We start from the raw sequence: 25278 nt of genomic DNA on the forward strand, positions 1-25278 counted from the left end.
AAATAAACTCAACTTATAGAAGGTTAAACGCGATTTTTAGAGTTAAAAGGCAGGTGGATATATGGAAAAACATTCAAAGAAACCCAGTAATAGTAAGGGATTCATGTTATTCTCACACTCAAAAAGCTTTGAAAACTGGTACTGCTAAAAGCAATATTCAGTGCTTTAAAAATTACTACAAGGAATCAACCTAAAAAGATGAGTGATAGATTTTAAGTAGCGATGAAAACATCAGAATCTTTAAAACAAGTGAGAGGAACTAAACTGAATGAAAAGAAAACTATTATCACTACAAATGATTTGTGTATTACTCAGCGTTAATTTAGTACCAGTGATCGGTCATGCTAATGAATTAACACAGTCTGAGTCAGGCACCATCGAAGAAGGAACGACGGAGACAACCGAAAGTTCTTCAACAGAAGAAACAACAACCGATTCATCTACTTCTCAAACAGAAACTGGTACAACTGAATCAACCAATACCAGCACAGAATCTTCAGAAGAAGCACAACCTCCTGCAAACAGTCACGAGGAAGTACCAGTAACACCACAACCAAGTGCTCCAGCTGAAACTCCAGTAGCACCAGAACAGCCTGCTCAGCCAACTGTTGATCATGCTCCTACTGAAGCGAAATTGGATCAAAATATCAAGGTTGTAAAAAACGAATCAACAGAAACGTTTATTCGTCGCATCGGGGAAAAAGCGCGTGCTGTAGGTCAAAAAAATGATTTATATGCCTCTGTTATGATTGCTCAAGCCATTTTAGAAACAGGTTCTGGCAATAGTGATTTAAGTCAAAAGCCTTATCACAATCTTTTCGGAATCAAAGGCGAGTATAAAGGAGAAAAGGTTGACTTCTCTACACAAGAAGATGACGGATCAGGCAATTGGTATACGATCGATGCTTCCTTTAAAAAGTATCCTGGATACAAAGAATCATTTGAAGATTATGCTAAGTTAATGAAAGAAGGCATAGATTCAAACAAAACAATCTATTCAGGTACGTGGAAGTCAAATGCCGTGAGCTATCGCGAAGCAACAAAATCATTAACAGGAGTTTATGCGACAGATACGAGCTATGATCAAAAACTGAATGCGTTTATCGAAGAATATGACTTGACTGAATACGACAAAGAAAAACCATCTACATCAACAAGTGGAATCATTGTTGCAGATAGTCATCCAGATAGTGACTTCAAAGAATACACTGGTGAAACATACTCTGGTTCAGAAGCTTATGCTGCAGGAAACTGTACGCAATATGTCTATAACCGTATCGTTCAATTAGACGGTTACGTTGAAACAACAATGGGTAACGGAATGGATTGGGGAGCAACTGGTAAAGCAAACGGCTATGAGGTTTCTAGTAAACCTAAAGCAGGAACGGCTGTTAGTTTCCAACCAACTGTTGCAGGAGCCGATGGAACTTATGGACATGTAGCGTTTGTCGAACATGTCTATGACGATGGTTCTATTCTAATCTCAGAGATGAACGTTGCCGGTTTAGGTATGGTTTCATTTAGAGTGATCGACAAGGATACAGCGAATACGCTAGCTTATGTAACTCCTAAGTAAAAAAAGATAAGTCAATAACAATATCAAACTTAAACGGTTTGTTATTGTTATTGGCTTTTTTGTTTTAACCAAAGGGCTATTTACTTATTCTTAATCATTCTATAGAAAACCTAAATGATTTAGGCATAGTTTCTTCAAATCTTCAGGCTATTATTAATACATACCCAATAACAAACCCAAACAAAACACTTTTTCATTTTTACTCCTCAAGTAAAAAGAACTCCTTTCCGCTCGGTCACCCAGCCGAGCGGTATTTTTTTGTCCAAAAAATCTATTTTAAGGTTTTTATTGTATGTTTAGGTGGTTTTATAGTACGATTTAAGGAGAAATGGTACGAGGAGTGAAGGCAAGTGCAGTTTTATACCTATGATTATCTGCTCCAGCAAACGCATACTGTGAACAAAATACAATGGGCGATCATGGCGGGGTTATTTTTGATCTTACTCGTGATGGGGTTCTTTTGGGTTCGTAAGCGGCTTGATTACAAATTTAAAGAAATCGGCATTTTGATTATTGTACTTTTGTTATTATTAGGAGGTATACAATTAAATACCTATTACAATGCCGAAGCTAGCGACAATCAATATGCACAAATGATCGGAACGCTACAGGCTGTTGCTAAATCAATGGATGTTGAACCAAACAAGTTAAAAATGAACCGAACGGATTTAAATATTGATCCTGTGGTTGAAGTAGAAGGGAAATTCTATTTGATTCGTATGTCAGATGACAAAGCTTCTTATCTTATTCAAGAAATCAAAGTGAAAAATCAGAAGGAATTTCAGACCGTTGATACAGGAGGTAAAAATTAATGTTTCCATATTTTGATGTTGGCTTAAAATTAACAATTGGTTTATTATGTTTGATTATTTTTATCAATATTTCAGGTAAAGGGAATCTAGCGCCAAAAAGTGCTGCAGATCAAATTCAAAACTATGTTTTAGGTGGAATCATTGGAGGTGTGATCTATAATTCTCAGATTACTGTTTTGCAATTTTTGATCGTGCTATTGATATGGGGAACGTTGGTCACTTTAATGAGGATCGCTAAATTAAGAAATCCAGAAATTAAAAAAATAGTGGACGGACAACCGATTATTTTAATTGATAAGGGACAAATGATTCCAGAAAATTTTAAACAAGCAAATTTATCGGCACATGATTTTGGGACGATGCTTAGATTGCATGATGTCAATACAATTACAGAAGTCAAACGTGTGCAATTAGAACAAAACGGTGATTTGACGATTGTGCGTAAAGGGGATCCTAATCGTGGATTATATTTAATTACAGATGGTTTAGTGATAGAAGATGCATTGGATGACATCAATAAAGAGAAAGAATGGTTGATGGAAGAATTAGCTAAACAAAATTATACGGAACCTTCAAAGATTTTTGTTGCTGAATATTTTCAAGGAAATCTTCGGATTGTGCCTTATACATGAAAAAAGAACTGACCACGATTACAGTGATCAGTTCTTTTTTTATTTTTTCCACTTAGCTACTTCTTTTGAATGACTGTCGATCCAGTCTCTAGCGGCTTGTGTTGGTTCTGTTCCATTGTTGATTTCTAACATAACTGATTCCATGTCTTCTTTTGTCCAATAGAAGTTTTTCAATACATTATAAGCTTCAGGATTTTCTTTTTCTAATCCTTTTCTGGCCATTGTATGAATTGTTTCTTCTTTACCCATTGTTCCTTTTGGATCTTCTAAATATTTAAGATCATACTTAGCAAACATCCAGTGAGGAGACCAACCAGTGATGACGATCTCTTCTTTGTTTTTGATCGCTTGTCCAAGAGCCACGGTCATCGCACCAGAAGAAGAAGTTTCGACAGACCAGTCGGCTAAGTTGCCGTACGCTTTTTGGGTTTTCTCAGCAGCGGCAACGACACCTGCACCAGGTTCGATTCCAGTGATTTTTTTACCAGCTTGATCTTTTAAATCTTCAATTGAATCGACATCCATATATTGTGGAACGACGATACCAAGTTTAGCACCTTTTAGATTTTCACCTAAGTCGTCTACTTTGTCTTTATATTGTTTATATTGTTCTCCGTGAGTTCCGGGTAGCCAAGCAGCAACCATGGCATCTGTTTCACCTTTTGAGATGGATTCCCACATGATAGCATTATCTAGTGGTGTTAATGACACATTGTAGCCAATATCTTTTAAGACTTCACCCACTACATGAGTAGAGGCAACTTCTGTATCCCATTCTACATAAGAAAGAGAAATATTTTTTTCTTCGTTTTTAGCAGATGAGAAAAGAGTAGAACCGCCAATCAGAGCGATGATTGCGACAACAGCAACGGCGATCCCACCGATTTTTTGCTTCTTAGATAATTTCGATTTTGCTGGAGTTGTTTTTTTCTTATTTAAATTCTGAGTAAAACGATCGATGATGATTGCTAGAATAACTAATGCTACACCGTTAACAAAACCGTTTCCGACTTGAGCACGCTGTAAGGCAGAAAGAACGCCGCGACCAAGACCAGGGGCACCGATCATTGAGGCGATAACTACCATAGAAAGTGCGAGCATAGTTGTTTGATTGACACCAGCCATGATCGTGTTTTTAGCTAATGGTAATTCAAGTTTGAATAATTTTTGCCAGCCAGTACTACCAAATGAGTCAGAAGCTTCAACTAATTCTTTCGGTACTTGGCGAATTCCAAGATTCGTAAAACGAACGGTAGGCGGTAATGCAAAGATCACTGAGGCAAACACCCCAGGAACCATCCCGATTCCGAAAAATGCGACTGCAGGAATCAAATAAACGAATCCAGGCATAGTTTGCATGAAATCAAGGATAGGCGTAATGATACTTTGCGCTTTATTACTTTTTGCCATTAAAATCCCAAGCGGTACACCGATAACGATAGAAACTACACTAGATAGTAACACTAACGTCACAGTACTCATTAGATCTGTCCATAAATTTTGGTTATAGATAAAAAGTAACCCAATCAGTGTAAATAAACTTAAACCAATTTTCTTATTTGAAATAAAAAATGCAATGGCAGTTAAAATAATAATAAATAATACGGGAGGAACCGCAACTAAAAGGGACGTGATTCCATCCATCAAGCTTTGACCAGTTGTTTGGAAGAAACTGAAAACACCAGAAAATGTATTGGTCATCCATTCTGTGATCGTTTCGACCCAACTTGCTACAGGTAATTGATAATTATTCATTGATGTTCACCTCTGTTTCTGCTAATGCTTCAAGAACGCTGCCTCGAATCACAACACCAAGCAATTTATTGTTGTCAGTTACAGCAACTGGCGTAGGTGAATCATAGATGATCGGGAAGATATCATTGACTAACATATCTTTGTCAATTGAAGTGATATCTGTATCTACATAATCAATTAACGGTTTACCTGCTTTACGAGCTTCTAATGCGCGCTCAGCTCTGACCACACCTTTTAATTGACGTTTTTTATCAACAGCTAAAAGCATGCTGACTTCTTCTTGACGCATACGAGTTAAAGCAACCGTTGGACCATCAATTTCAATATTTGTTGTTAGTGCTGGAACCATAATATTTTGTGCTGTTAAGACTTTGGAACGATCGACATCTTCAACGAATGTGCGAACGTAATCATTAGCTGGATTCGTTAAAATTTCTTCACCAGTACCGATTTGCATGATTTGACCATCTTTCATTAAAGCGATTCGATCACCAATGCGTAATGCTTCATTTAAATCGTGGGTGATAAAGATGATCGTCTTTTTCACGTTTTCTTGCAAATCGACTAACTCATCTTGCATTTCTCGGCGAATCAACGGGTCAAGTGCAGAAAAGGCTTCATCCATCAATAAGATTTCTGGATCATTAGCCAAGGCTCTAGCTAAACCAACACGTTGCTGCATTCCGCCGGATAACTGGTTAGGAAACTGATCTTTAAAAGCAAGTAAACTTGAGTTTTCTAAAGCTTGTTCAGCTTTTGCAGTTCGCTCTTCTTTTGGAACACCACGAACTTCTAAGCCATATTCCGTGTTCTCTAAGATGGTGCGGTGAGGGAAGAGACCAAAATTTTGGAAGACCATACTCATTTTGTTACGGCGAACTTCTCTAAGTCCTTCTTTATCCAATTTTGAGATGTCTTGATTATCGATAAAAATATTTCCAGAAGTTGGTTCGATCAAACGATTCAATAAGCGGATCAAGGTAGATTTTCCACTACCAGAAAGACCCATGATCACGAAAATTTCTCCTTCTTCTACTTCAAAATTTACATCGTAAACGCCGACAGTAGCACCGGTCTTTTTCAAGATTTCGGTTTTATCTTTGTTTTCTTTGATCATATCCAGCGCTTGTTTTGATTTTTTACCGAATATTTTTGTTAAATGCGAGACTTGTACTTTGGGCAAAACAAAATTCCTCCTTATTTTAAAAGCTGAACGAGCTTGTTTAGCTTCGTTAAGCTAAGTACCTACAAACGCTAAGCTTTTCAACTATAACGCTAAAACTTACTCTACATGTAAAGAAAATCATTTTCTTTTCTGTAAAAAAGTGACCATTCTAGGTTAACATCGTGTAGTCACTTTGTCAAATTAGGAGCATAGAAATGAGAGAATAGAAAAGAAGAACAGTCAAACTGATGCGTTTGACTGTTCTTCTTGTATTATGAATTCGGATAGAAAAAATTCTGAACTCGCTGTAATGTTGATTCATGACCAACAAAATAAATCGTATCACCGGCAGTAAGTTTTGCGTATGGGCCAGGAGATACAAGGAGTTCATCACCATGTTTGATCGCAATCAAAGTAGCAGACGTACTTTGCCATAAATTCAATTCGCTGATCGTCATTTCAAGATGCATTGCATCATCAGTCAGTGTGAAAGTCACTGGATTTAGTGGATTGAACGAATCAAAACGCTTTGTCTGATCAACAAGTTTATCCAGTATTTCTGAAAAGTGGCTTAATTCTTCTTTTTGTTTTTTGACACTGTCTATCAGATCGTCTTTTAAATCATGAATCGATTGTACATCTTGGTATTGGTCGACGAAAAGCTTGGCCTTTTCCATTGAATGAACATAAAATCCGCTGCCATGTTTTGCTTGGACGATTTCTAAATCAACCAATACGCTGATCGCCTTTCTGGCTGTTTCAGGAGAGACACTGTATTTATTAGCCAAAGTTGAGCGTGCATGGATTTTATCACCAACCGTAAATGTTTGATCAGCAATTTTAACTGCTACATCTACAGCGATTTGCTGATACTTAGGTTTCGTTACATTCATACGTTTTGAAGTCATGTCAAACCTGCCTTTCATCAGTTATTTTCTTCTACTTCTTCAAGCTCTAAACTAAGATTTTCCCATTCTGTCAGTAATTGTTCTTGTTGTGCGCGCTGTGATTCTAACTCTTCATTTAATGACATTAGCTTCATATGGTCATCAACGAGTGCAGGATCGCTCATAGATTGTTTTAATTGCGCAATCGTAGTGTCCAGCGATGCTAAATTTTCTTCGATCTGCGTTATTTTTCGATTTAAATTACGCAGGATTTTTTGTTGTTCTTTATTTTGATAAAAATCATTTTTAGGTTTGGTAGTTTCTGTTAGTTTTACAGAGGACTGCTCAGCTAATAATGCAGCTAATTCTTCTTCTTCTTTTTTCTTCTCAAGATAGTAATCGTAATCGCCTAAATAAAGTTTGCTGCCAGATTCAGAAAGTTCAATGACTTTCGTCGCAATTCGGTTAATGAAATAACGGTCATGGGAAACAAAAAGAAGGGTTCCTTCATAATCGATCAAGGCATTTTCCAAAACTTCTTTATTGTCGATATCCAAATGGTTCGTCGGTTCATCAAGAATCAGGAAGTTTTGTTTATCCATTGATAATTTCGCTAGTGCAACCCGAGCTTTCTCACCACCGCTTAGAAGAGGGATCGTTTTTTCTACATCATTTCCACTAAATAAAAAGCTGCCTAGAATATTGCGAATATCTTTTTCAGGAGTAGTTGGATGCTCATCCCAAAGCTCAGCTAAAACAGTTTTTGTTCCGTGCAGATTAGCTTGTTCTTGATCATAATAGCCGATTTGAACATTTGTACCTAAAGTTGCATCACCTTTAATGAAAGGAATCGTTCCAATGATCGATTTTAATAAAGTTGATTTTCCGATCCCGTTAGGTCCAACTAAGGCAATGGCTTCTTGACGTCGAACGTCTAATGAAACAGGCTCTGATAAGATATGGTTCTCATAGCCAATTGCGGCATCTTCTACTTGAAGTACGACATTTCCGGAAACTTTTTCGATTGCAAAAAGAAAATTCGCTGATTTTTCATCTCCTTGAGGTCGGTCTAAACGGTCCATTTTCTCTAAAGTTTTTCTGCGACTTTGTGCTCGTTTCGTTGTGGATGCTCTGACTAAGTTTCGAGCTACAAAATCTTCCAGTTTATTGATTTCAGTTTGCTGTTTTTCGTAAGCCTTCCATTCACTTGTCAGCTGTTCAGCTTTTGATTCTAAATATTTTGAGTAATTGCCTTTATAATAACGCATTTTATGACGGCTGATCTCATAGACTTCTGTTACGACTTTATCCAAAAAATATCGGTCATGCGAGACGATCAAAAGGGCACCAGAGTATCCAGGTAAGTAATTTTCTAGCCAAGAAAGAGTGTCGATATCTAAATGGTTGGTTGGTTCATCGAGAATCAGAATATCTGGTTTTTGCAACAGCATCCGTGCTAAAGCTAAACGTGTTTTTTGACCGCCAGATAACGTACTGATATTTTTTGAATAAAATTCTTCTTTAAACCCAAAACCATGTAAGACAGAACGGATTTCATTTTCATAACCATAGCCATTTTTTTCTGAAAATTCATGTTGTAGGCGATCATATTCTTTCATAACAGATTCATAATTTGGAGCATCAGGCAACAGTTCACTGATGATCAATTCTAATTCACGCATTCGTTTTTCCATTGTGATCACTTCGACAAAAGCTTCAAGCATCTCATCCCAAACAGTTTTATCAGAATCAAGTCCAGTATCTTGGGCTAAGTATCCTAGACTGGCTGTTTTATTTTTAGCAATCGTACCAGCATCAGGTGCATCTATGCCAGCGATTATTTTTAAAAGAGTAGATTTACCAGCACCATTGCGGCCGACTAAAGCGATCCGACTGTTTGTACTGATCTCCATTTGTATGTTATCAAACAAAGTATCTGCGCCGAAATAACGGGCGATTTGATTTGCTTGGAGTAAAATCATGTGGTAACCTCATTTCTATTTCAATGCCTTTAGTGTAGCATAAATTGATCAAAAAAAGCACCTATCCTACAGTATGACTCAAAATTTGTCAGCCTAATTTTAAAAAGTTTGAAAAATAGTTCTTTTCCTGAGCGGTAAGATTGCTTTTTATCTGGAACAACTGCTATTATGAGAGATGGATATTTGTCTATATTTAGAGTATTGGAGGTACGATTGTGAAAGACCAAATTATTCCAAAAGCAACGGCAAGACGCCTTCCCCTATATTATCGTTATTTGAGAATTCTGCATGATGCAGGCAAAAATAAAGTTTCCTCTACTGAGCTCAGTGATGCAGTGCAAGTAGATAGCGCAACAATTCGACGAGATTTTTCTTATTTTGGCGAACTAGGTAAGCGTGGTTATGGCTACGATGTAGAGAATCTGATGAATTTCTTTGCAAAAACATTGAATGATGATGAACTAACAAATGTAGCATTGATCGGTGTAGGTAATTTAGGAAGTGCCTTACTAAAGTATAAATTTCATCAGAGCAATAGTATTCGTGTTAGCTGCGCATTTGATGTGAACGACGACATTGTTGGCAGAATCGTTGATGGTATCCCAGTTTATCCAATGACAGATATGATGGAACAGATTCGTGTGCAACAAATTGAAGTAGCGATTCTAACATTACCAGCTAGAAAAGCACAAGAAGTTGTAAGTCAGTTGGCAGATGCTGGCGTGAAAGGTATTTTGAACTTTACAGCAGCACGTTTAGTAGCACCAACAGATGTTCTGATTCAAAATGTTGATTTGACGAATGAATTACAAACATTGATTTACTTCTTGCATCATGATAATGAATTAGCCGATACTGAAATCGAAGACGAAAAAGAATAATTTAAAAACCCCTGTGATTGCTTTTCATACAAGAAGGGCAATCACAGGGGTTTTATTTTTAATTTTATTTAGGCAGTTCAATATTGGCGTAGTGCATAATAAGTTGGGCAATCACAACGAGCGTATTCATTCCGCAATGAGCGATGATCGAGGTCCAAATTTTCCCAGTCATTTTATAGAGTAGAGCAAAGAAGAAGCCCATGAAAAAATAAACAAAGAAATGACCATCTTGATGGATAACAGAAAATAAAGAAGAACTAATAATCGCAGCGATCCAAAAACCAGTATAGCTTTCTGTCAAACCAATCAAAGAACGACGAAAAACAAACTCTTCCATGATTGGTCCGCCAATCGTTGTTGCTAGGATAAACAACGGATTCGCTAAAATAACTGCGATAATATTTTGTGTATTTTGTGAACTAGGCTGAACGCCTGTGATCGCTGTTTCAATACCAAAAACAATTGCTTGGATAATCATTGCTAAAAAAATACCACTAACGCCAAGTAAGAAGATGAAAACAGGAGAAGTTAGTTTCGCTTCTTGTTCGACCATAGTAACAGCGGTATTTTTATTTTTAATGTAAAGCCAAATCATCAGAGCAGCACCTAAAATATAAGTGAATGTTGTACCCGCAATCACGACATCTGGTGAAAATGGTCTGAAAATATAGGGAGAAAAAAATACGAGCCCATAAATAAGGATCATTGAAAAACTTGTTTTTTTAATAGACATATTTTTAGGCATATTAATAGTAAGCTCCTTTCAACAAGTGCAGAATATAAAAAAGTATACCATAATTGACATTTATTTCGGAAGACTATTATTTTTTATGATTATTACGATAACCTAATAACAGAAAGATAAATACGAAGAAAAAAGCTGCTTCCCACAAAGTAGTTGTCCAATCAAAACGTCTGCTTACTCCAAAGAAGAAGTTACCGACATTCGCAATAATTAAATAAAGTCCTGTTATCGTCAAAGCTCCCGTGATCCGTTGTTTCATTTCAATCGCCTCCCTTTCTGATCTTATTTTACCATGAAATGGAGGATTGAGAAGGAATATGCCGATCCTTGTAAAGGAACTTATTTTTTTTGATCGATTATTTAATAAAATTAGTCAAAAGACTTGCAAAACGATAGGGAAATGAGTATTATAAATAGTGTGAGTTAGCACTCGATAACCAAGAGTGCTAAAATGATAAATAATTTTTATGGAGGGATTTATTGTGTTAAAACCATTAAGCGATCGCGTCGTTATTGAAGTCGCGAAAGAAGAAGAAAAAACAGTAGGAGGCATCGTCTTAGCATCAGCTGCCAAAGAAAAGCCTCAAACAGGAAACGTTATCGCAGTAGGTGAAGGCCGTGTTTTAGAGAACGGTACAAAAGTTCCTGCCGATGTAAAAGTAGGCGATACCGTAATGTTTGAAAAATATTCAGGTACAGAAGTTAAATATGAAGGAAATGATTACTTGATCGTTTCTGGTAAAGACATTATTGCGATTGTCGAGTAATCCATTTTTTAACATAAAAAACATTTAAAATAGAAAAAATAAAATTTTTGAGGTGAAGGAATTATGGCAAAAGAAATCAAATTTGCAGAAGATGCACGTGCAGCAATGCTTCGTGGGGTAGATATTTTAGCGGACACAGTAAAAGTAACATTAGGCCCTAAAGGTCGTAACGTTGTTTTAGAAAAATCTTTTGGATCACCATTAATTACAAATGATGGAGTAACGATTGCAAAAGAAATCGAGCTAGAAGATCATTTTGAAAATATGGGTGCTAAATTAGTATCTGAAGTTGCATCTAAAACAAATGACATCGCTGGAGACGGCACAACAACTGCTACAGTGTTGACACAAGCAATCGTTCGAGAAGGCTTGAAGAACGTAACTGCTGGTGCGAACCCTCTAGGAATTCGTCGCGGTATCGAATTAGCAACAAAAACTGCAGTTGAAGAATTACACAACATTTCAACTGTCGTTGATTCAAAAGAAGCAATTGCACAAGTAGCAGCTGTTTCTTCTGGTTCAGACCGTGTTGGACAATTGATTGCTGATGCAATGGAAAAAGTTGGGAACGACGGTGTTATCACAATTGAAGAATCAAAAGGGATCGAAACTGAATTAGATGTGGTTGAGGGAATGCAATTTGACCGTGGCTACCTATCTCAGTATATGGTGACTGACAATGATAAAATGGAAGCTGTTTTAGAAAATCCATATATCTTGATCACTGACAAAAAAATCTCTAATATTCAAGATATCTTGCCTTTGTTAGAACAAATTTTACAACAAAGTCGTCCATTATTGATCATCGCTGATGACGTTGATGGTGAGGCATTACCAACTCTTGTCTTAAATAAAATTCGTGGAACATTCAATGTTGTTGCTGTTAAAGCACCAGGTTTTGGTGATCGTCGTAAAGCAATGCTTGAAGATATTGCTATGTTAACAGGTGCTACAGTGATCACTGAAGATTTAGGTCTTGAATTAAAAGATACAACAATCGAAAATCTTGGTAATGCAAGTAAAGTTGTTGTTGATAAAGACAACACAACAATCGTTGAAGGCGCTGGCGAAAAAGCTGGTATCGATGCCCGTGTTCAATTGATCAAAAATCAAATTGCAGAAACAACTTCTGATTTTGACCGTGAAAAATTACAAGAACGTCTAGCTAAATTAGCTGGCGGCGTTGCAGTTGTTAAGGTTGGAGCTGCAACTGAGACTGAATTAAAAGAATTAAAATTACGTATCGAAGATGCTTTGAACGCTACTCGTGCTGCGGTTGAAGAAGGCATGGTTTCAGGTGGTGGTACAGCGCTTGTAAATGTTATCGGTAAAGTGGCTGCATTAGATGCTGAAGGCGATGTAGCAACGGGAGTGAAAATCGTTGTTCGTGCTTTAGAAGAACCAATCCGCCAAATTGCTGAAAATGCTGGCTATGAAGGCTCAGTAATCGTGGATAAATTAAAAAATATCGATTTAGGTATTGGGTTCAATGCTGCTAATGGCGAATGGGTAAACATGGTCGAAGCAGGAATCGTTGACCCAACAAAAGTGACTCGTTCAGCATTACAAAATGCTGCATCAGTGGCTGCCTTGTTATTAACAACAGAAGCAGTTGTTGCAGATAAACCAGAACCAGCTGGTGCGGCAATGCCTCCAATGGACCCATCAATGGGAATGGGCGGCATGATGTAATCAAGCTTTAGTCAATAGAAAAACAGTCTAACATGTAATAATGTTAGACTGTTTTTTTGTTTCAACTGACTCATTAACTAGTTGAAATAAGGGATGATCAAAAACTGTTGAATCCCCGCTAACACCAACAAATGAACTGGATAAAACCAATAAAAAAAATACTTCCACTGTTTTCCTCGCTGCCCATTGTAAAAATAGATCGATATAAAAGCAATCAGCCCAAACCAACTATTTTGAATAAGTACCAATGCTCCCAGAATACATTTCAATAGAAGAAAATCTCTAAATAGATACAAAACGACAATCAACAAAACTCCGATCCAACCACCATAATCGGTCTGTAGCCATTCTGCTAAAAAAATCCCCATTCCTACTAAAATAATAGAAAAAATTCCATTTTGTATAGAGTGAACCTGTAATTTTTCTAAGCCAATAATAACGAGTAAGCCAATCAATAATGTAAAAAAGACATTTTGACTTTCTAAATCAATTAATTGATGTGAAAAAGCCAAATCATAAGGTATCTCAGAAACTAAAGCAAATAAAAACAAACGACTCAGATATTTTTTTATATTCGAGGTGTGGATAAAGCCTTCTACAAGCAAAAAACAGAATATAGGAAAAGCGAGTCTTCCAATCATAATAAATACTGGGAAAATGACCTGGCTTGCTTCAATCAGATGATTCGATTCATTTGCAAAGGGAACTGAACTGATCATTGGAGGCTGAAAAGAAATGATTTTTGCTGTATGATCGAGGATCATAGCAAAGATAGCGATCCATTTCAATTGGCTGCCTGAAAAAAAAGCCCTAAATTCCAAGTATATCGCTCCTTTTTAATGGAATAGTTATATCATTTTACCATACAAACTGTCCTATTTTATTAAAAAAAGAATAATCTCTTAGTTAAATGATGGATCTTTAAGTGAAAGATATATAAGCAAGAGGCGTAATGATGACAAAATAGATGTTCATGTTAAAATATAGAGCTATCAGCGAATGGATCAGACTTTACTATTAAGAATTTTGAAAATAACATAGTGAATTATGCTATACTCAAATAGTTGAAATAAAAAAGTGTATCGTGTTTATACCTGAGCAGGTAATCGATATGAAAAGGAGTTTAACAAATGAATATTGTTTTTTGTGATATAGATGGAACGTTTCAAGATCTAGCTGGTGAAGTGCCAAAAGTCAACTATGATGCGATTTACGCTTTACAAAAGCAAGGTGATCATTTTGTATTTATCAGTGGACGCGGTTATGCGCAATTGACAGAATTGATGGATGAATTAGATAGTGAGTGCGATGTTATTTTTAGTAACGGCGGCGGACATAAATTGGTTGGTGAACCAGTTCAGTATAATCATTGTGTAGCAATGGCTGAATGTGAAAGAGTCATCGCTATTTTAGAAGCACGACATATTTTTTATCATATTCATACAAATGAAGGAATTATTTTAAAAGCAGTTGAAAATTATGACACAAATATTTTAGCCTTAAGGAAAAAGTTAGAACCAATGGGCGAAACAGGCAAACAGATCATGGATTTCAAAGAAGCCTTCTTCAAAGAACAATGTCAACATGTGGAAGATCCATTTACTTATTTAACTGAACATCCAGAGCTAAAAGTGATGAAAATAGAATTGATGGAAGCAAGCGATGAAGAACATGAAACATTGCGTGACTTATTGAGTAGCGAGTCGGCGGATGTCTTTTCTTCATTTACACAATGCTTAGAAATTGTTGATCCAAAGAGCAGCAAAGGTAATGCTATCAAAGAATTCATGAAAAAATTTCCAGAGGCACGTAGTTATGGTATCGGTGATGGTGAAAATGATTTAGCGATGTTAGAAGTTGTCGATATTCCAGTTGCAGTAGGGAACGCTAAGGAAATTGTGAAAGAGCAATGTCAGCTGATTATTGGTGATTGCTTAGACGGTGGGGTTGGAACTTTTATTTTTGAAGAAATCGTCAAAGACTAAAAATAGTGAATATTTTTGAAACAAGATAAAAAGGTGTAATTAAGCAATAAATTTTTTGAGTTAGGAGAGTAACAATGAACGAAATAAAAGACAAAGTTGAACATGATTTAGAATATTATCAATCAGGAATCAGGCAGCTGTATATGAAGCACTATCAAAGATATTTATTATTTCTGCTTGCCATTATGTTGGTAACGGCTATTGGTGTCGGTTTATCTGGATCATTTATTCGAGTGTTGTTAGTATTATTGTTTTTGGGCGAGGTAGGTTTAGTTATCTATGTACTTCGTTATTTACGTGTAGAAGTCTTTGCCGACTATTTCCAGCGAATCAAAACGCAACTGCCGGATGAATTTCAGAAAATGGACTCAATCGAGATTCAGGAAGATGACCAATCTTATTATTTTTTGGGTGATCAAGAGTTATTTGTGAAGTTAAAAAAGAAGAATAGTAGAAATTTTCCATCAAAAATCAGACAGTATACATTATTAGTTGGTGAAACAGATGGATTAGATGAGAATATACTGGAACAGCCACTGCAGTTTTTTTATTATGATATTACGCAAATCAAGCACTCTGCTAGCTACAAGCAAGAGCGTTTAAAAAATGCTAATTTTATTGCTAAACAGAGAAAACGTAGACTTAAATCGGCAGCTTTAACGATTTTTTTACTGATTTTATTTGGTCTTGCCTTTTTTGGTACTTTCTAAGAATTAAAACCCGTAATAAAAAGAGCTGATTTCTTAGCACTATTTAGATTTTAAGGGTCTGAGAGGGAACTTTGACAGTTACTTCTCAGACCCTTAAACGTTCTCAACTTGTAATTGTGTATCTATTTTGCATAATGTTGAATAATTTGATTTAGTGTTTGAGCGGCAGATTTTCCAGCTCGTTCATCATAATAAGCGGCAAATTGTTCATCACCAATGTACATTTGCCCCAAACCTCTATGCATTTCAGCTGAGTAGACAGGCGAAGTATATTGTAGCCATTCTTTATGCTTTAAAAAGACCGTTTCAGCTTCTTTTGATTGATATTCTTTGGTGGCCATCACAATTTTTAATGCTTCAAACAGTTCTTTTTCAGCCGTTTCCATTCCACTAAAATCTTCTTTACTTAGATTCAGCCACTGTTGATTTGATGTCTCCACTGTTTCCTCTCCATATTTCTCGCGTATTTCTTTGCCGTATTTTTGTTCATTTTCTTGTAGTTTTTCTTGTTTGAATCCTACAAATTTTTCTTTATCAGTCATAGTGATTTCTCCTTTTTGATAGCGTAATGTTTTTTCTACAGTGAGGATCAGATGATCGATCTGCTGCCGTTTTTCTAGTAATTGTCGATAATGATCCTGTAACGCGTGCTTGGGATCATAGTCTGGTGTGTTCAGTAGTTTTTGGATGGCCTCTAGTTTCAAATCCAATGAACGGTAAAAAAGAATCTGCTGCAGTTTATCGATTTCTTTCGTTCCGTAAATGCGGTAACCAGAAGAATTGATACGCGCAGGTTTTAAAAGATCGATTTCGTCATAATAACGCAATGTTCGAGTGCTGATTCCGGATAATTCAGCAATTTTTTTGATTGTGTATTCCATCTGTTTCCCTCCTGTATGTAACTAGCATAAACCTTTACTTAACGGTAAGGTCAAGTCTTTTTTTTAGAATAACATATTTTTCTATGAAAAATCATTTTTTTGATTTACAAAAAGTCGCTGAAAGAGTAAAATTTTTTATGTAAAGTTATCAAGATAAATGTTAAATAAGTAAGGAGCTGAGAGAATGAAATTAATCGAAACACCAATCAATAGGAATTTAGACTTAGAATATTTTTATCCAAATATCACTAAGTTCGTTTTTGGGACTAAAGCGATTAAATTTTTTAAATTATATGCACTGGACCGTACCCAAATTGTATATGCTGATGCATTTGATAAAATCGATATCATTATGATCAATACTAAAAAGAAAATTGCAAAAAAAGAAGTTGATTATGTGATCAAAAAACTGTTAAATACGACTAGAGAAGAAGTAACAGTGCATATCGGTGTGAAAAATGAAATGCAGCAAAAAGGGTATTCTTTTAGCGCACCTAGAAAAGATATTATTGTGATTCAAAAGAATGTTGATCCAGCATAAAAACAAAACCCTCCAAGAAAAAGCTGAATTGCGGCTTTCTCTTGAGAGGGTTTGTTACTTTTTGATAGCTATTTTGCTAAAGGAAAATTTCAAACCGCCATGTTCTGTTCTTGTTAGCATTGCTAATAAGAAAAAGATGACAGCAAAAATCAATAAAATAAGTGAGTTGAATTGAAATTTAGTAGAAAAATCATTGTTAAATTGAACCGTATTTCCAATCAATGTGCAATTTCTCATATACCAATAAGTTGGTGTAAAAGAAGCCACTTTCGTTACGATGTCAGGTAAAATTTCTACGGGCACAAAAACTCCGCTAACAAAGGCACTACCTAAAATAAATACATTATTAATTCCGGAAACCATATCTGGATTACTGATGATACCGCCGATTAGATTACTAAAAGATACCGCAACTATAAATAGAAGTAGTGTGTTCAAAATAAAATAGGCACTGTATCGATCAATATTGCTTTTCGTAACCAGAAGAATAAGGCATACAAAAACTGCCCAAAGTGCTAAACAGAATCCAAGTTGTACAATAAATTGTTGGCGTGAAAACGATCGCTTAGAAAGAGGAGAACAATCATTTCTAAGTTTGATTTCTTTAGGATTGAACGCCAAACTGACTAAAGTGATTGCACTGAAAATAGTCATAAACATAGTGTATGCTAATACACCAAAAACTTTCCCAGTTGCCTTATTTTTCTTTGATTGATTATAAGATGAATCAAAGTTGATCTGCCCTACCTTGGCCAGATTAGTAGTGGTTAAATTGGCGATCTCAGCTTCTGTTTTACCTGGAAATGCTTCTTGGTAGAATTGATACGTAGATAAATAATTATTGATAATTGAATCAATATATACTTGGTTAAAGCTATCAGGTTTAACTTGAATTGTTAATTTAGGTCGTTGATTTTGTTTGATAGTTTGAGAGAAAGAGTCAGGAATAGTTAGTACATAATCAACTTTTCCAAAAAATAAAGCGTCATCGATCTTTTCTTGCGTATCTTTTAATGAGACAACATTCATCGTTTGTTTTAAATAAGTCTCTAGTTGTTTTGCCGTGTTTCCGTGATCCGTATTGAAAATAACGACGTTCATCTTCTCAAGTTCGGTTGCATTGGATTTAGGCGAATAAGAACCAGAATAAGCGAAAGAAATACCTAGACTAATTGCCAATGCAAGAATCAGAGTTCCTAGATTCTTTTTCAGAATGCCTAAAGTAGCTTTAAAGACTGACATACTGCACTCTCCTTTCGTAAATAACACTGGCGGTGATAAAGATTGTTGTCAGTATCCCTAGACTAATCAGGTTGTTGTAAAAACTGTCGATATTTTGATAATAATACAGCTTATATAATGCCTCACTGACAAGGTTCACTGGATTTATTGCGTTTAACCAAGGAAGATGTTGATTTACTAAAAGCTTGATATCAGGAGACATCATTCCAGCTAGGAAACTACAAGTCATTTGAAAAGTCACAGCTAGTGAAATTTTCTGATTTAACGGTACTTTTAAGATGTTTCCAAATAACACACCCAATGAAAGTGCCGTGAGAGCAGTTAACGCACAAGTTAATAAAATAAGTAACCAGCGAGTTCCAAAATCTACATTGTAAATAAAATGGAAGAAACCTAAGATAAAGAATAGCTCGACAATAAAGATTGTAAATGAAGAAGATAAGTTTGTTAGGACAATAAATAGTTTGTTTTTGGGTGTCATACTTAGGCGGATGCCATTAGCTGATTGGTTAGCCTGCTCATCATTAGCATTGTTGATCCCCCAGAACATACCGAACATGCAGCTCATCCCGATCAAAGTAAAGAAATAAAAACTTTTCTGACTTCCTTTTGAAGCCGTAGCTTGATTAACAGAAATATAATTAGTTGTTTTACCTATTTTTTCTGTGATAGATGAAGCTAAAAGAGCCGGATTTTCTCTTTGTAAGGTCGTCAATGTCATTTTACTTTGAAGAAATTGATTCATAAATGTATCCAAAATATTTTGTTGGATCGTTTGTTTACTGATTGTCAGTGAGACGTCATCCTCGGTTAGAATATAGTAACCAGCAATTGATTCATTTAACAATTGTTTTTCAGCTTTTTCCTTTGAAAGTATGACTGGCTTAAACATTTTTTGATCATTATTTTTGATTTCGTTCAGAGTATTCATGAATAAGTCAGTATCTTGTGCGGGAATTTGTTCATTTGTAACAATTCCAACTGGAATCTTCTTAGCCAAATCAATCGTATCGAGATTGCTAAAAGCAGCTGTAAAAAACAAACCTAACAGTAACGGGAAAACCAAGGACCAAAATAGTAAAACTTTGTCTTTCGATTGAATTTTTAAGCGATAATAATATAAATGCCAAAACATACGATGGCTCCTCTCTAATCTCTCAATTCTCTACCAGTTATTTCTAAAAAGACATCATTAAGTGTGGGTTGTTGAGTGTAAAAATTACCAAATGAAACGTGATTTTCTTCCAAGATATGCAGGACTTTGGTAAAGACAGCTTTGTTTTTTTCAGTATTCAAGGTTACAAAAATATTGTCATACGTGATATCGATAATTCCAGGAAGTTGTAATAGTTCTTCTTTAACAGATGAAGGGAAATCTGGTATTTCGATTACGATTTTTTCATTGATTTTGATCATGCCTTTTAATTGTTCTTTGGTACCTTCTGCTATGACTTGGCCTTTTTCAACAATCACGATATGGTTACATAATTGTTCTACTTCCTCCATATAGTGGGTCGTGTAGACAATCGTTGCTCCTTGACGATTTAGTTCTTTAATACTATCTAAAATCTTATTACGACTTTGGGGATCCACGGCAACTGTAGGTTCATCTAAAAAGATAAGTTCAGGCTTATGGACGATGCCACATGCGATATTAAGTCGTCGCTTTAGTCCGCCGCTAAGTTTTTTTGGAGGAAAACTAGTAAAATCTTCCAGACCTACCAATATGATGACTTCTGCAACATACTTTTTTCTAGTTGCTTTATCGCTGATATATAAGCCACAGTAGTAATCGATATTCTCGATAACTGTCAATTCATCAAAAACAGCAACTTCTTGTGGAACGACACCAATTCGTTTTTTTATATCATAGCGAGTTGGAGACATTTTTTTACCAAAGAGTTTTATTCCGCCTTTGTCATACGATAACAGTGAAAGCATGCAATTGATCGCGGTTGATTTTCCGCAGCCATTAGGACCAAGTAGTCCTAGTATTTCGCCTTTTTTTACTTGTAGATTAAAGTGGTTCAATGCTGTTAGCTTTCCGTAGCGTTTTACTAAGTCATTTATTTCGATTATCATATGAAATTCTCCTTTTTTTCTTTATAATAGAACTATAGCTCAAAAGATAATTAGATATAAGTGAATATTTTCCTATATCGATGTGACATTTGTCATATAAGTGAAGAATTTGGAGAAGATGATGAATAAATTTGTAATACGAAACTTGTTTGATAAAGCTTTTTTGTTAGGATTGTGCTTGCTACTTCTTTTAAATCAAACCTACCAAAGTGAAATGGTTATCTTTGTCTTAGTGACAATTGTCTTGAGCATCATTCTTTGGGTGATCAAGGAACCAAAACTTTCCATTTTAGGTATTTTGATTTTATTGCTTGCCGCGACAAAGTGGCCAGAATATGCTTATTTTGTCCCAATCCTTTTTTATGACGGGAGGATGGATGAAGGAAAAAACATGACAATCATCAATAGCGGTCTGATTTTAATATTTCTTTTATATAGTAGTAATTATTCGAATAACTTAAAACTTTCCATTCTATTATTATGCGGACTATCGGCTTATTTAGCTTTTCTTACTTTAAAAGATACCGGATTGCATAATGACTATTTAGTACTGAATGAAGAAAAGTATGAGAATAGTTTTATTTTTGAATCACAAAACTCTGAGTTGATCAAAAAACAAGAGATCAAAATTAATTTGGAATTTTCAAATGAACGAAATAGAATTGCTCGAGATATTCATGATAATGTCGGACACTTACTTTCTAGTGCTTTGCTACAAACTGGGGCACTTAAAGCAATTAATCAAGATGAAAAAATGCTGATCCCACTAAATCAACTACAAGAAACCATTACACAAGGAATGAACAGCATCCGAGATAGCGTACATGACTTGCATGATGAGTCATTAAGTTTATCTTTGGCGTGTGAAAATATTTTACAAAATTTTACATTTTGTGAGGTAGAATTAAAAGGTACATTTTCTGAATATATCAGTAAAGAATATAAACTCGCCTGTATCATGCTAATTAAAGAATCATTAGCAAATGTAATGAAACACAGCAATGCAGATAAAGTGACGATTCATTTTCAGAATCACCCAGTATTCACAAACTGACAATAGAAGACAACGGAACTCAAAATAAAGAAAAAGCCCCAAATGAAATCGGAATCGGGTTGATAGGTATGCAGGAAAGAATAGAAAAATTAGGTGGTAGACTGAGTTATAACCGAAAAGAAGTTGGTTTTTCGGTGCTGGCTATTTTGCCGAAATCTAGGGAGGCTAAACAGTGATTCGAGTATTGATTGTGGATGATGATGTATTAGTGACAACTTCACTTAAAACGATTATAGAAGCAAGTGGTGAAATTAGTGTAGTAGGAATAGGCGATAGTGCAATTCAGGCTGTGGAATTATATGAAGAACTACAGCCAGATATCTTACTGATGGATATTCGGATGAAAGAATCAACTGGGATTGAAGCTGCTACCAATATTTTAGCAAAAGAGGAGCAAGCTGTTATTTTACTTTTAACAACCTTTTCAGATGATGATTATATTATGGAAGCACTCAGGATTGGTGTTAAAGGTTATTTATTAAAGCAAGACATAGAAGCGATCGTCCCAACTATCAAAGCCGTCAAGAACGGTCAATCAGTTTTCGGACATACTATCATGGAGCGATTACCTCATTTGTTACAAACAGAAAAAATAACCTGTTTAGAGGAACACAAAGTAAATGAAAAAGATCTGTCTATTCTTTCTTTGATAGCAGAAGGACTGAATAATAAAGAAATCGCTAATCAACTCTATTTAAGCGAAGGAACGATCAGAAATTATATCAGTAATTTATTAGAAAAACTAGAACTAAGGGATCGGACGCAATTAGCAGTTTTCTATTATAAAAATATCTATATGAAATAGAATCAAAAATGCTTATTTTTAAAACGAATGATCATGTAATAGAAACTAGAAAATCAGTAGGATTTCTATCTTATCTTTGATAAAATAAGAAATGGAACGAAAGGAAGCGTGAATGTTGAAAGAATTATTTCATAAATATAAAGAAGTGATTTCTTATTTAGTTTTTGGTGTAGCAACAACGATTGTGAATATAGTGATTTTCTTTATCTGTAAGGATCTCTTGGGAATCGACTATAAAATAAGTAATGCAATCGGCTGGTTTTTATCTGTGTTGTTCGCATTTTTTACAAATAAATATTTTGTTTTTGCAAGTAACCATGAGGATATCGGTTCTTTCATTCGAGAAATGCTGCTGTTTTACTGGTACCGAATTTTATCATTTATTGTTGATATGGCGTTGATGGTTTTAATGATCGAATGGATGCATATTTCAGATTTTTGGGCAAAAATGGTGACTCAAGTTGCGGTGGTCGTATTGAATTACTTTTTCAGCAAGTTTTTTATCTTCAAGAAAAAAGCATCTTAAAAATCAGTTTTTAGTTAAAAAGACAGTTTTTTGATATAATAGAAATTAAATTTCAGAAAAATAAAGGGTGGCATAGTGAGATGAAGAAAGTTTATGATGATGATAGCTTAACGTTACATACTGATTTATATCAAATCAACATGATGCAAACGTATTGGAAATTAGGTAGAGCGGACTTGCATTCAGTTTTTGAATGTTATTTCCGGGAGATGCCTTTTAATCATGGCTATGCTATTTTTGCAGGTTTGGAAAGATTGGTCGAATATTTAGAGAATTTAACGTTTACAGATACAGATATTGCTTATCTTAGAGAAGTAGAAGATTATCCAGAGGACTTTTTGACTTACCTAAAAGAGTTTGAATTTAAGTGTACCGTTCGTTCTGCATTAGAAGGAGATTTGGTTTTTAATAATGAGCCATTGATTCAGGTAGAGGGGCCTTTAGCACAATGTCAATTGATCGAAACAGCTCTTTTGAATATGGTCAATTTCCAAACCCTGATTGCAACAAAAGCGGCACGTATCAAATCTGTGATCGGAGAAGATCCCTTGATGGAGTTCGGTACTCGCCGTGCCCAAGAATTGGATGCGGCTGTTTGGGGGACTCGTGCGGCTTACATTGGCGGAGCGGATGCGACAAGTAATGTTCGAGCTGGTAAAATTTTCGGTATTCCAGTCAGTGGAACACATGCTCATTCATTAGTACAGTCTTATGGAAATGATTATGATGCCTTTACAGCCTATGCGCAAACGCATAAAGAGTGTGTCTTTTTGGTTGATACCTATGATACCTTAAAATCTGGAGTGCCAAGTGCAATCCGTGTAGCGAAGGAAATGGGGGATAAAATCAATTTCCTAGGTGTTCGTCTTGATAGTGGAGATATGGCCTACATTTCAAAACGAGTGCGTGAACAATTAGATGAAGCAGGTTACACAGAAGCTAAAATCTATGCTTCAAATGATCTAGACGAAAATACTATTTTAAGTTTAAAAATGCAAAAAGCAAAAATTGACGTTTGGGGCGTTGGGACGAAATTGATTACGGCATATGATCAACCAGCTTTAGGCGCTGTGTTTAAATTAGTTTCGATCGAAGATAAAGACGGTCAGATGAAAGATACTATCAAACTTTCCAGCAATGCCGAAAAAGTTACAACACCTGGAAAAAAACAAGTATGGCGAATCACGCGTAAATCAGATAAAAAATCTGAGGGTGACTATGTGACACTATGGGATGAGGATCCTCGTAAACAAGAGGAAATTTATATGTTCCACCCAGTGCATACATTTATTAATAAGACTGTCAGAGATTTTGAAGCGAGAGCTGTGTTACAAGATATTTTTGTTGAAGGAAAACGAGTATATGAAATGCCTACTTTAGAAGAAATCAAAAGCTACGCAAAAGAAAATCTTGATTCACTTTGGGAAGAGTATAAACGTGATCTTAATCCGCAAAAATACCCAGTCGATTTATCAACTGAGTGCTGGAATCATAAAATGCGTTTACTTGAAAAAGTTCGTGTGGATGTAAAAGCATTAAGTGAAGGCAAATAAATAATATCTAGCTATACAGATCAAGCTTTTGAAACTAGATAAATTGGCAATGAAACAAAGAACGATTTAGCGCTAATTTTTAAAGAATGAACCAATTTATTCTACTTTTAATTTAGGAGGGATTTTCTATGGACTCACTGCAAAAAGTAATTATCGAAGAATTAGGTGTGAAACCGCAAATAGATCCACAAGAAGAAATTCGAAAAAGTATTGATTTTATGAAAAGTTACTTATATAAGTATCCTTTTTTAAAAACCTTTGTACTTGGGATTAGTGGAGGTCAGGATTCTACACTAGCTGGTCGGCTTGCCCAGTTAACAATGGAAGAGATGCGCAGAGAAACGAAAGATAAAGCATATCAATTTGTTGCAGTTCGTTTGCCTTATGGTGAACAGGCTGATGAAGAGGATGCTAAAAAAGCATTGGACTTTATTCAACCGGATGTTTCTTTACGTGTGAATATCAAACCAGCAATTGATGCATGTGTCATTTCTCTTGAGGAATCTGAGGTTTCTATCAATGATTTTAATAAAGGAAATATGAAGGCCCGTCAACGGATGATCATTCAATATGCGATCGCTGGAGAAAAATCAGGCGCTGTCATCGGTACAGATCATGCGGCTGAAAATATTACTGGTTTTTATACAAAATATGGTGACGGCGGAGCAGATATTTTACCATTGTTCCGTTTGAATAAACGTCAAGGCAAGGCTTTGCTGAAAGAATTAGGCTCACCTGCTGAACTCTATACAAAAATCCCTACTGCTGATTTAGAAGATGATAAACCTTTGGTAGCAGATGAAGTAGCACTTGGTGTGACTTACGATGATATCGATGATTATGTTGAAGGAAAAGCTGTATCGGATAAAGCGAAAGAAAAGATTGAAGGTTGGTATAACAAAACACAGCATAAACGTCATATGCCGATTTCAATTTTTGATGATTTTTGGAAATAAGAGTTAGAAAAAAATGAACATTTTTGGTGCGGACCTCAAGTGCCCATGA

At 35.6% G+C, this 25278-nt stretch carries 25 protein-coding genes; 14 read left to right on the forward strand and 11 right to left on the reverse strand.

All coding sequences use genetic code 11. The features are described 5' to 3' along the window. Positions 1 to 268: 268 nt before the first annotated feature. The 3 genes from IGL98_RS06270 to IGL98_RS06280 all read left to right on the forward strand — a co-directional run bounded on the left by IGL98_RS06270 (position 269) and on the right by IGL98_RS06280 (position 3020). Positions 269 to 1576 (forward strand): glucosaminidase domain-containing protein, encoded by a 1308-nt coding sequence (locus tag IGL98_RS06270; protein WP_206912285.1) that lies wholly within the window; start codon positions 269 to 271, stop codon positions 1574 to 1576. Positions 1577 to 1926: 350 nt separating this feature from the next. Then, positions 1927 to 2388, forward strand: a complete 462-nt coding sequence (locus tag IGL98_RS06275) for a DUF3290 family protein (protein ID WP_206846443.1) — start codon at positions 1927 to 1929, stop codon at positions 2386 to 2388. Further along, complete coding sequence (locus IGL98_RS06280; RefSeq protein WP_206912277.1) at positions 2388 to 3020, forward strand: DUF421 domain-containing protein; 633 nt, start codon at positions 2388 to 2390, stop codon at positions 3018 to 3020. The genes IGL98_RS06275 and IGL98_RS06280 overlap by 1 nt, the downstream gene beginning before the upstream one ends. A 39-nt stretch (positions 3021 to 3059) precedes the next feature. On the opposite strand, the gene IGL98_RS06285 is transcribed toward IGL98_RS06280, so the two are convergent. The 4 genes from IGL98_RS06285 to IGL98_RS06300 form a co-directional block, all read right to left on the reverse strand. Then, positions 3060 to 4775, reverse strand: a complete 1716-nt coding sequence (locus tag IGL98_RS06285) for an ABC transporter permease/substrate binding protein (RefSeq protein ID WP_206846447.1) — start codon at positions 4773 to 4775, stop codon at positions 3060 to 3062. After that, positions 4768 to 5958 carry a quaternary amine ABC transporter ATP-binding protein gene (locus tag IGL98_RS06290; protein WP_069645202.1) on the reverse strand — a complete coding sequence of 397 codons (1191 nt, stop codon included), beginning with the start codon at positions 5956 to 5958 and terminating at the stop codon, positions 4768 to 4770. Before IGL98_RS06290 ends, IGL98_RS06285 begins: the two co-directional genes overlap by 8 nt. 254 nt (positions 5959 to 6212) lie before the next feature. Next, positions 6213 to 6848 (reverse strand): TrkA C-terminal domain-containing protein, encoded by a 636-nt coding sequence (locus IGL98_RS06295; protein WP_206912275.1) that lies wholly within the window; start codon positions 6846 to 6848, stop codon positions 6213 to 6215. A 17-nt stretch (positions 6849 to 6865) separates the two neighbouring features. Beyond that, on the reverse strand, positions 6866 to 8809 hold the full coding sequence (locus tag IGL98_RS06300; protein WP_206912263.1) for an ABC-F family ATP-binding cassette domain-containing protein: 1944 nt from the start codon (positions 8807 to 8809) through the stop codon (positions 6866 to 6868). A 215-nt stretch (positions 8810 to 9024) separates the two neighbouring features. Here IGL98_RS06300 and IGL98_RS06305 point away from each other — a divergent pair, with 215 nt between their 5' ends. Further along, the gene (locus IGL98_RS06305; RefSeq protein WP_069645200.1) at positions 9025 to 9690 is read left to right on the forward strand and encodes a redox-sensing transcriptional repressor Rex; all 666 of its coding nucleotides are present in this window, start codon (positions 9025 to 9027) and stop codon (positions 9688 to 9690) included. A 64-nt stretch (positions 9691 to 9754) separates the two neighbouring features. On the opposite strand, the gene IGL98_RS06310 is transcribed toward IGL98_RS06305, so the two are convergent. Both IGL98_RS06310 and IGL98_RS06315 read right to left on the reverse strand, forming a co-directional pair. Next, positions 9755 to 10423: a CPBP family intramembrane glutamic endopeptidase gene (locus IGL98_RS06310; RefSeq protein WP_206846501.1), complete on the reverse strand. Its 669-nt coding sequence runs from the start codon at positions 10421 to 10423 to the stop codon at positions 9755 to 9757. A gap of 88 nt (positions 10424 to 10511) precedes the next feature. Next, positions 10512 to 10694, reverse strand: coding sequence for a hypothetical protein (locus IGL98_RS06315; RefSeq protein WP_010765555.1), 183 nt, complete (start codon positions 10692 to 10694; stop codon positions 10512 to 10514). A gap of 223 nt (positions 10695 to 10917) precedes the next feature. Here IGL98_RS06315 and groES point away from each other — a divergent pair, with 223 nt between their 5' ends. Next, positions 10918 to 11202 (forward strand): co-chaperone GroES, encoded by a 285-nt coding sequence (gene groES, locus IGL98_RS06320; RefSeq protein WP_010763256.1) that lies wholly within the window; start codon positions 10918 to 10920, stop codon positions 11200 to 11202. 63 nt (positions 11203 to 11265) lie between these two features. Continuing rightward, the gene (gene groL / locus IGL98_RS06325; protein WP_069645199.1) at positions 11266 to 12894 is read left to right on the forward strand and encodes a chaperonin GroEL; all 1629 of its coding nucleotides are present in this window, start codon (positions 11266 to 11268) and stop codon (positions 12892 to 12894) included. Between the two features lie 77 nt (positions 12895 to 12971). Here the strand turns inward: groL and IGL98_RS06330 are convergent, their stop codons facing one another. Next, positions 12972 to 13715: a TraX family protein gene (locus tag IGL98_RS06330; protein ID WP_206912261.1), complete on the reverse strand. Its 744-nt coding sequence runs from the start codon at positions 13713 to 13715 to the stop codon at positions 12972 to 12974. A gap of 309 nt (positions 13716 to 14024) precedes the next feature. On the opposite strand from IGL98_RS06330, the gene IGL98_RS06335 reads away from it, so the two are divergent. Both IGL98_RS06335 and IGL98_RS06340 read left to right on the forward strand, forming a co-directional pair. Continuing rightward, positions 14025 to 14879 (forward strand): HAD-IIB family hydrolase, encoded by an 855-nt coding sequence (locus tag IGL98_RS06335; protein WP_206912260.1) that lies wholly within the window; start codon positions 14025 to 14027, stop codon positions 14877 to 14879. A gap of 74 nt (positions 14880 to 14953) precedes the next feature. Continuing rightward, positions 14954 to 15589 (forward strand): hypothetical protein, encoded by a 636-nt coding sequence (locus tag IGL98_RS06340; RefSeq protein WP_206846452.1) that lies wholly within the window; start codon positions 14954 to 14956, stop codon positions 15587 to 15589. A 122-nt stretch (positions 15590 to 15711) separates the two neighbouring features. Here the strand turns inward: IGL98_RS06340 and IGL98_RS06345 are convergent, their stop codons facing one another. Then, complete coding sequence (locus IGL98_RS06345) at positions 15712 to 16470, reverse strand: MerR family transcriptional regulator (RefSeq protein ID WP_206912254.1); 759 nt, start codon at positions 16468 to 16470, stop codon at positions 15712 to 15714. Between the two features lie 184 nt (positions 16471 to 16654). On the opposite strand from IGL98_RS06345, the gene IGL98_RS06350 reads away from it, so the two are divergent. Then, positions 16655 to 17011: a DUF1827 family protein gene (locus IGL98_RS06350; RefSeq protein WP_206846454.1), complete on the forward strand. Its 357-nt coding sequence runs from the start codon at positions 16655 to 16657 to the stop codon at positions 17009 to 17011. Positions 17012 to 17065: 54 nt separating this feature from the next. On the opposite strand, the gene IGL98_RS06355 is transcribed toward IGL98_RS06350, so the two are convergent. The 3 genes from IGL98_RS06355 to IGL98_RS06365 are packed head-to-tail and all read right to left on the reverse strand — an operon-like array spanning position 17066 to position 20335. Then, on the reverse strand, positions 17066 to 18253 hold the full coding sequence (locus tag IGL98_RS06355; protein ID WP_206912247.1) for an ABC transporter permease: 1188 nt from the start codon (positions 18251 to 18253) through the stop codon (positions 17066 to 17068). Then, positions 18240 to 19388 (reverse strand): ABC transporter permease, encoded by a 1149-nt coding sequence (locus tag IGL98_RS06360; RefSeq protein WP_206912238.1) that lies wholly within the window; start codon positions 19386 to 19388, stop codon positions 18240 to 18242. Before IGL98_RS06360 ends, IGL98_RS06355 begins: the two co-directional genes overlap by 14 nt. 14 nt (positions 19389 to 19402) lie before the next feature. Continuing rightward, positions 19403 to 20335, reverse strand: a complete 933-nt coding sequence (locus tag IGL98_RS06365) for an ABC transporter ATP-binding protein (protein WP_206912229.1) — start codon at positions 20333 to 20335, stop codon at positions 19403 to 19405. Positions 20336 to 20456: 121 nt separating this feature from the next. Here IGL98_RS06365 and IGL98_RS06370 point away from each other — a divergent pair, with 121 nt between their 5' ends. The 5 genes from IGL98_RS06370 (at position 20457) to nadE (ending at position 25229) form a co-directional block, all read left to right on the forward strand. Next, positions 20457 to 21389, forward strand: coding sequence for a sensor histidine kinase (locus IGL98_RS06370; RefSeq protein ID WP_206912228.1), 933 nt, complete (start codon positions 20457 to 20459; stop codon positions 21387 to 21389). A gap of 172 nt (positions 21390 to 21561) precedes the next feature. Further along, on the forward strand, positions 21562 to 22194 hold the full coding sequence (locus IGL98_RS06375; protein ID WP_206846462.1) for a response regulator: 633 nt from the start codon (positions 21562 to 21564) through the stop codon (positions 22192 to 22194). A 115-nt stretch (positions 22195 to 22309) separates the two neighbouring features. Continuing rightward, a complete protein-coding gene (locus tag IGL98_RS06380; protein ID WP_206846502.1) occupies positions 22310 to 22720 on the forward strand; it encodes a GtrA family protein in 411 nt (136 codons plus the stop codon). Positions 22721 to 22800: 80 nt separating this feature from the next. Further along, the gene (locus IGL98_RS06385) at positions 22801 to 24273 is read left to right on the forward strand and encodes a nicotinate phosphoribosyltransferase (RefSeq protein WP_206846464.1); all 1473 of its coding nucleotides are present in this window, start codon (positions 22801 to 22803) and stop codon (positions 24271 to 24273) included. 128 nt (positions 24274 to 24401) lie between these two features. Beyond that, positions 24402 to 25229 carry an ammonia-dependent NAD(+) synthetase gene (gene nadE, locus IGL98_RS06390; protein WP_206846469.1) on the forward strand — a complete coding sequence of 276 codons (828 nt, stop codon included), beginning with the start codon at positions 24402 to 24404 and terminating at the stop codon, positions 25227 to 25229. The last annotated feature ends 49 nt before the right edge of the window (positions 25230 to 25278 follow it).

This window comes from Enterococcus sp. DIV0840, assembly GCF_050527835.1.
Taxonomy (GTDB): domain Bacteria; phylum Bacillota; class Bacilli; order Lactobacillales; family Enterococcaceae; genus Enterococcus_L; species Enterococcus_L ureasiticus.

Bases quoted from the DNA above. Each gene is read 5' to 3' on its own strand.
- groL (WP_069645199.1), top strand. From the start codon at position 11,266: ATGGCAAAAGAAATCAAATTTGCAGAAGATGCACGTGCAGCAATGCTT.
- IGL98_RS06345 (WP_206912254.1), bottom strand. From the start codon at position 16,470: ATGGAATACACAATCAAAAAAATTGCTGAATTATCCGGAATCAGCACT.
- IGL98_RS06350 (WP_206846454.1), top strand. From the start codon at position 16,655: ATGAAATTAATCGAAACACCAATCAATAGGAATTTAGACTTAGAATAT.
- IGL98_RS06295 (WP_206912275.1), bottom strand. From the start codon at position 6,848: ATGACTTCAAAACGTATGAATGTAACGAAACCTAAGTATCAGCAAATC.
- IGL98_RS06310 (WP_206846501.1), bottom strand. From the start codon at position 10,423: ATGTCTATTAAAAAAACAAGTTTTTCAATGATCCTTATTTATGGGCTC.
- IGL98_RS06365 (WP_206912229.1), bottom strand. From the start codon at position 20,335: ATGATAATCGAAATAAATGACTTAGTAAAACGCTACGGAAAGCTAACA.
- IGL98_RS06315 (WP_010765555.1), bottom strand. From the start codon at position 10,694: ATGAAACAACGGATCACGGGAGCTTTGACGATAACAGGACTTTATTTA.
- IGL98_RS06285 (WP_206846447.1), bottom strand. From the start codon at position 4,775: ATGAATAATTATCAATTACCTGTAGCAAGTTGGGTCGAAACGATCACA.
- IGL98_RS06300 (WP_206912263.1), bottom strand. From the start codon at position 8,809: ATGATTTTACTCCAAGCAAATCAAATCGCCCGTTATTTCGGCGCAGAT.
- IGL98_RS06385 (WP_206846464.1), top strand. From the start codon at position 22,801: ATGAAGAAAGTTTATGATGATGATAGCTTAACGTTACATACTGATTTA.
- IGL98_RS06280 (WP_206912277.1), top strand. From the start codon at position 2,388: ATGTTTCCATATTTTGATGTTGGCTTAAAATTAACAATTGGTTTATTA.
- IGL98_RS06335 (WP_206912260.1), top strand. From the start codon at position 14,025: ATGAATATTGTTTTTTGTGATATAGATGGAACGTTTCAAGATCTAGCT.
- IGL98_RS06370 (WP_206912228.1), top strand. From the start codon at position 20,457: ATGAATAAATTTGTAATACGAAACTTGTTTGATAAAGCTTTTTTGTTA.
- IGL98_RS06360 (WP_206912238.1), bottom strand. From the start codon at position 19,388: ATGTTTTGGCATTTATATTATTATCGCTTAAAAATTCAATCGAAAGAC.
- IGL98_RS06270 (WP_206912285.1), top strand. From the start codon at position 269: ATGAAAAGAAAACTATTATCACTACAAATGATTTGTGTATTACTCAGC.
- IGL98_RS06340 (WP_206846452.1), top strand. From the start codon at position 14,954: ATGAACGAAATAAAAGACAAAGTTGAACATGATTTAGAATATTATCAA.
- IGL98_RS06355 (WP_206912247.1), bottom strand. From the start codon at position 18,253: ATGTCAGTCTTTAAAGCTACTTTAGGCATTCTGAAAAAGAATCTAGGA.
- nadE (WP_206846469.1), top strand. From the start codon at position 24,402: ATGGACTCACTGCAAAAAGTAATTATCGAAGAATTAGGTGTGAAACCG.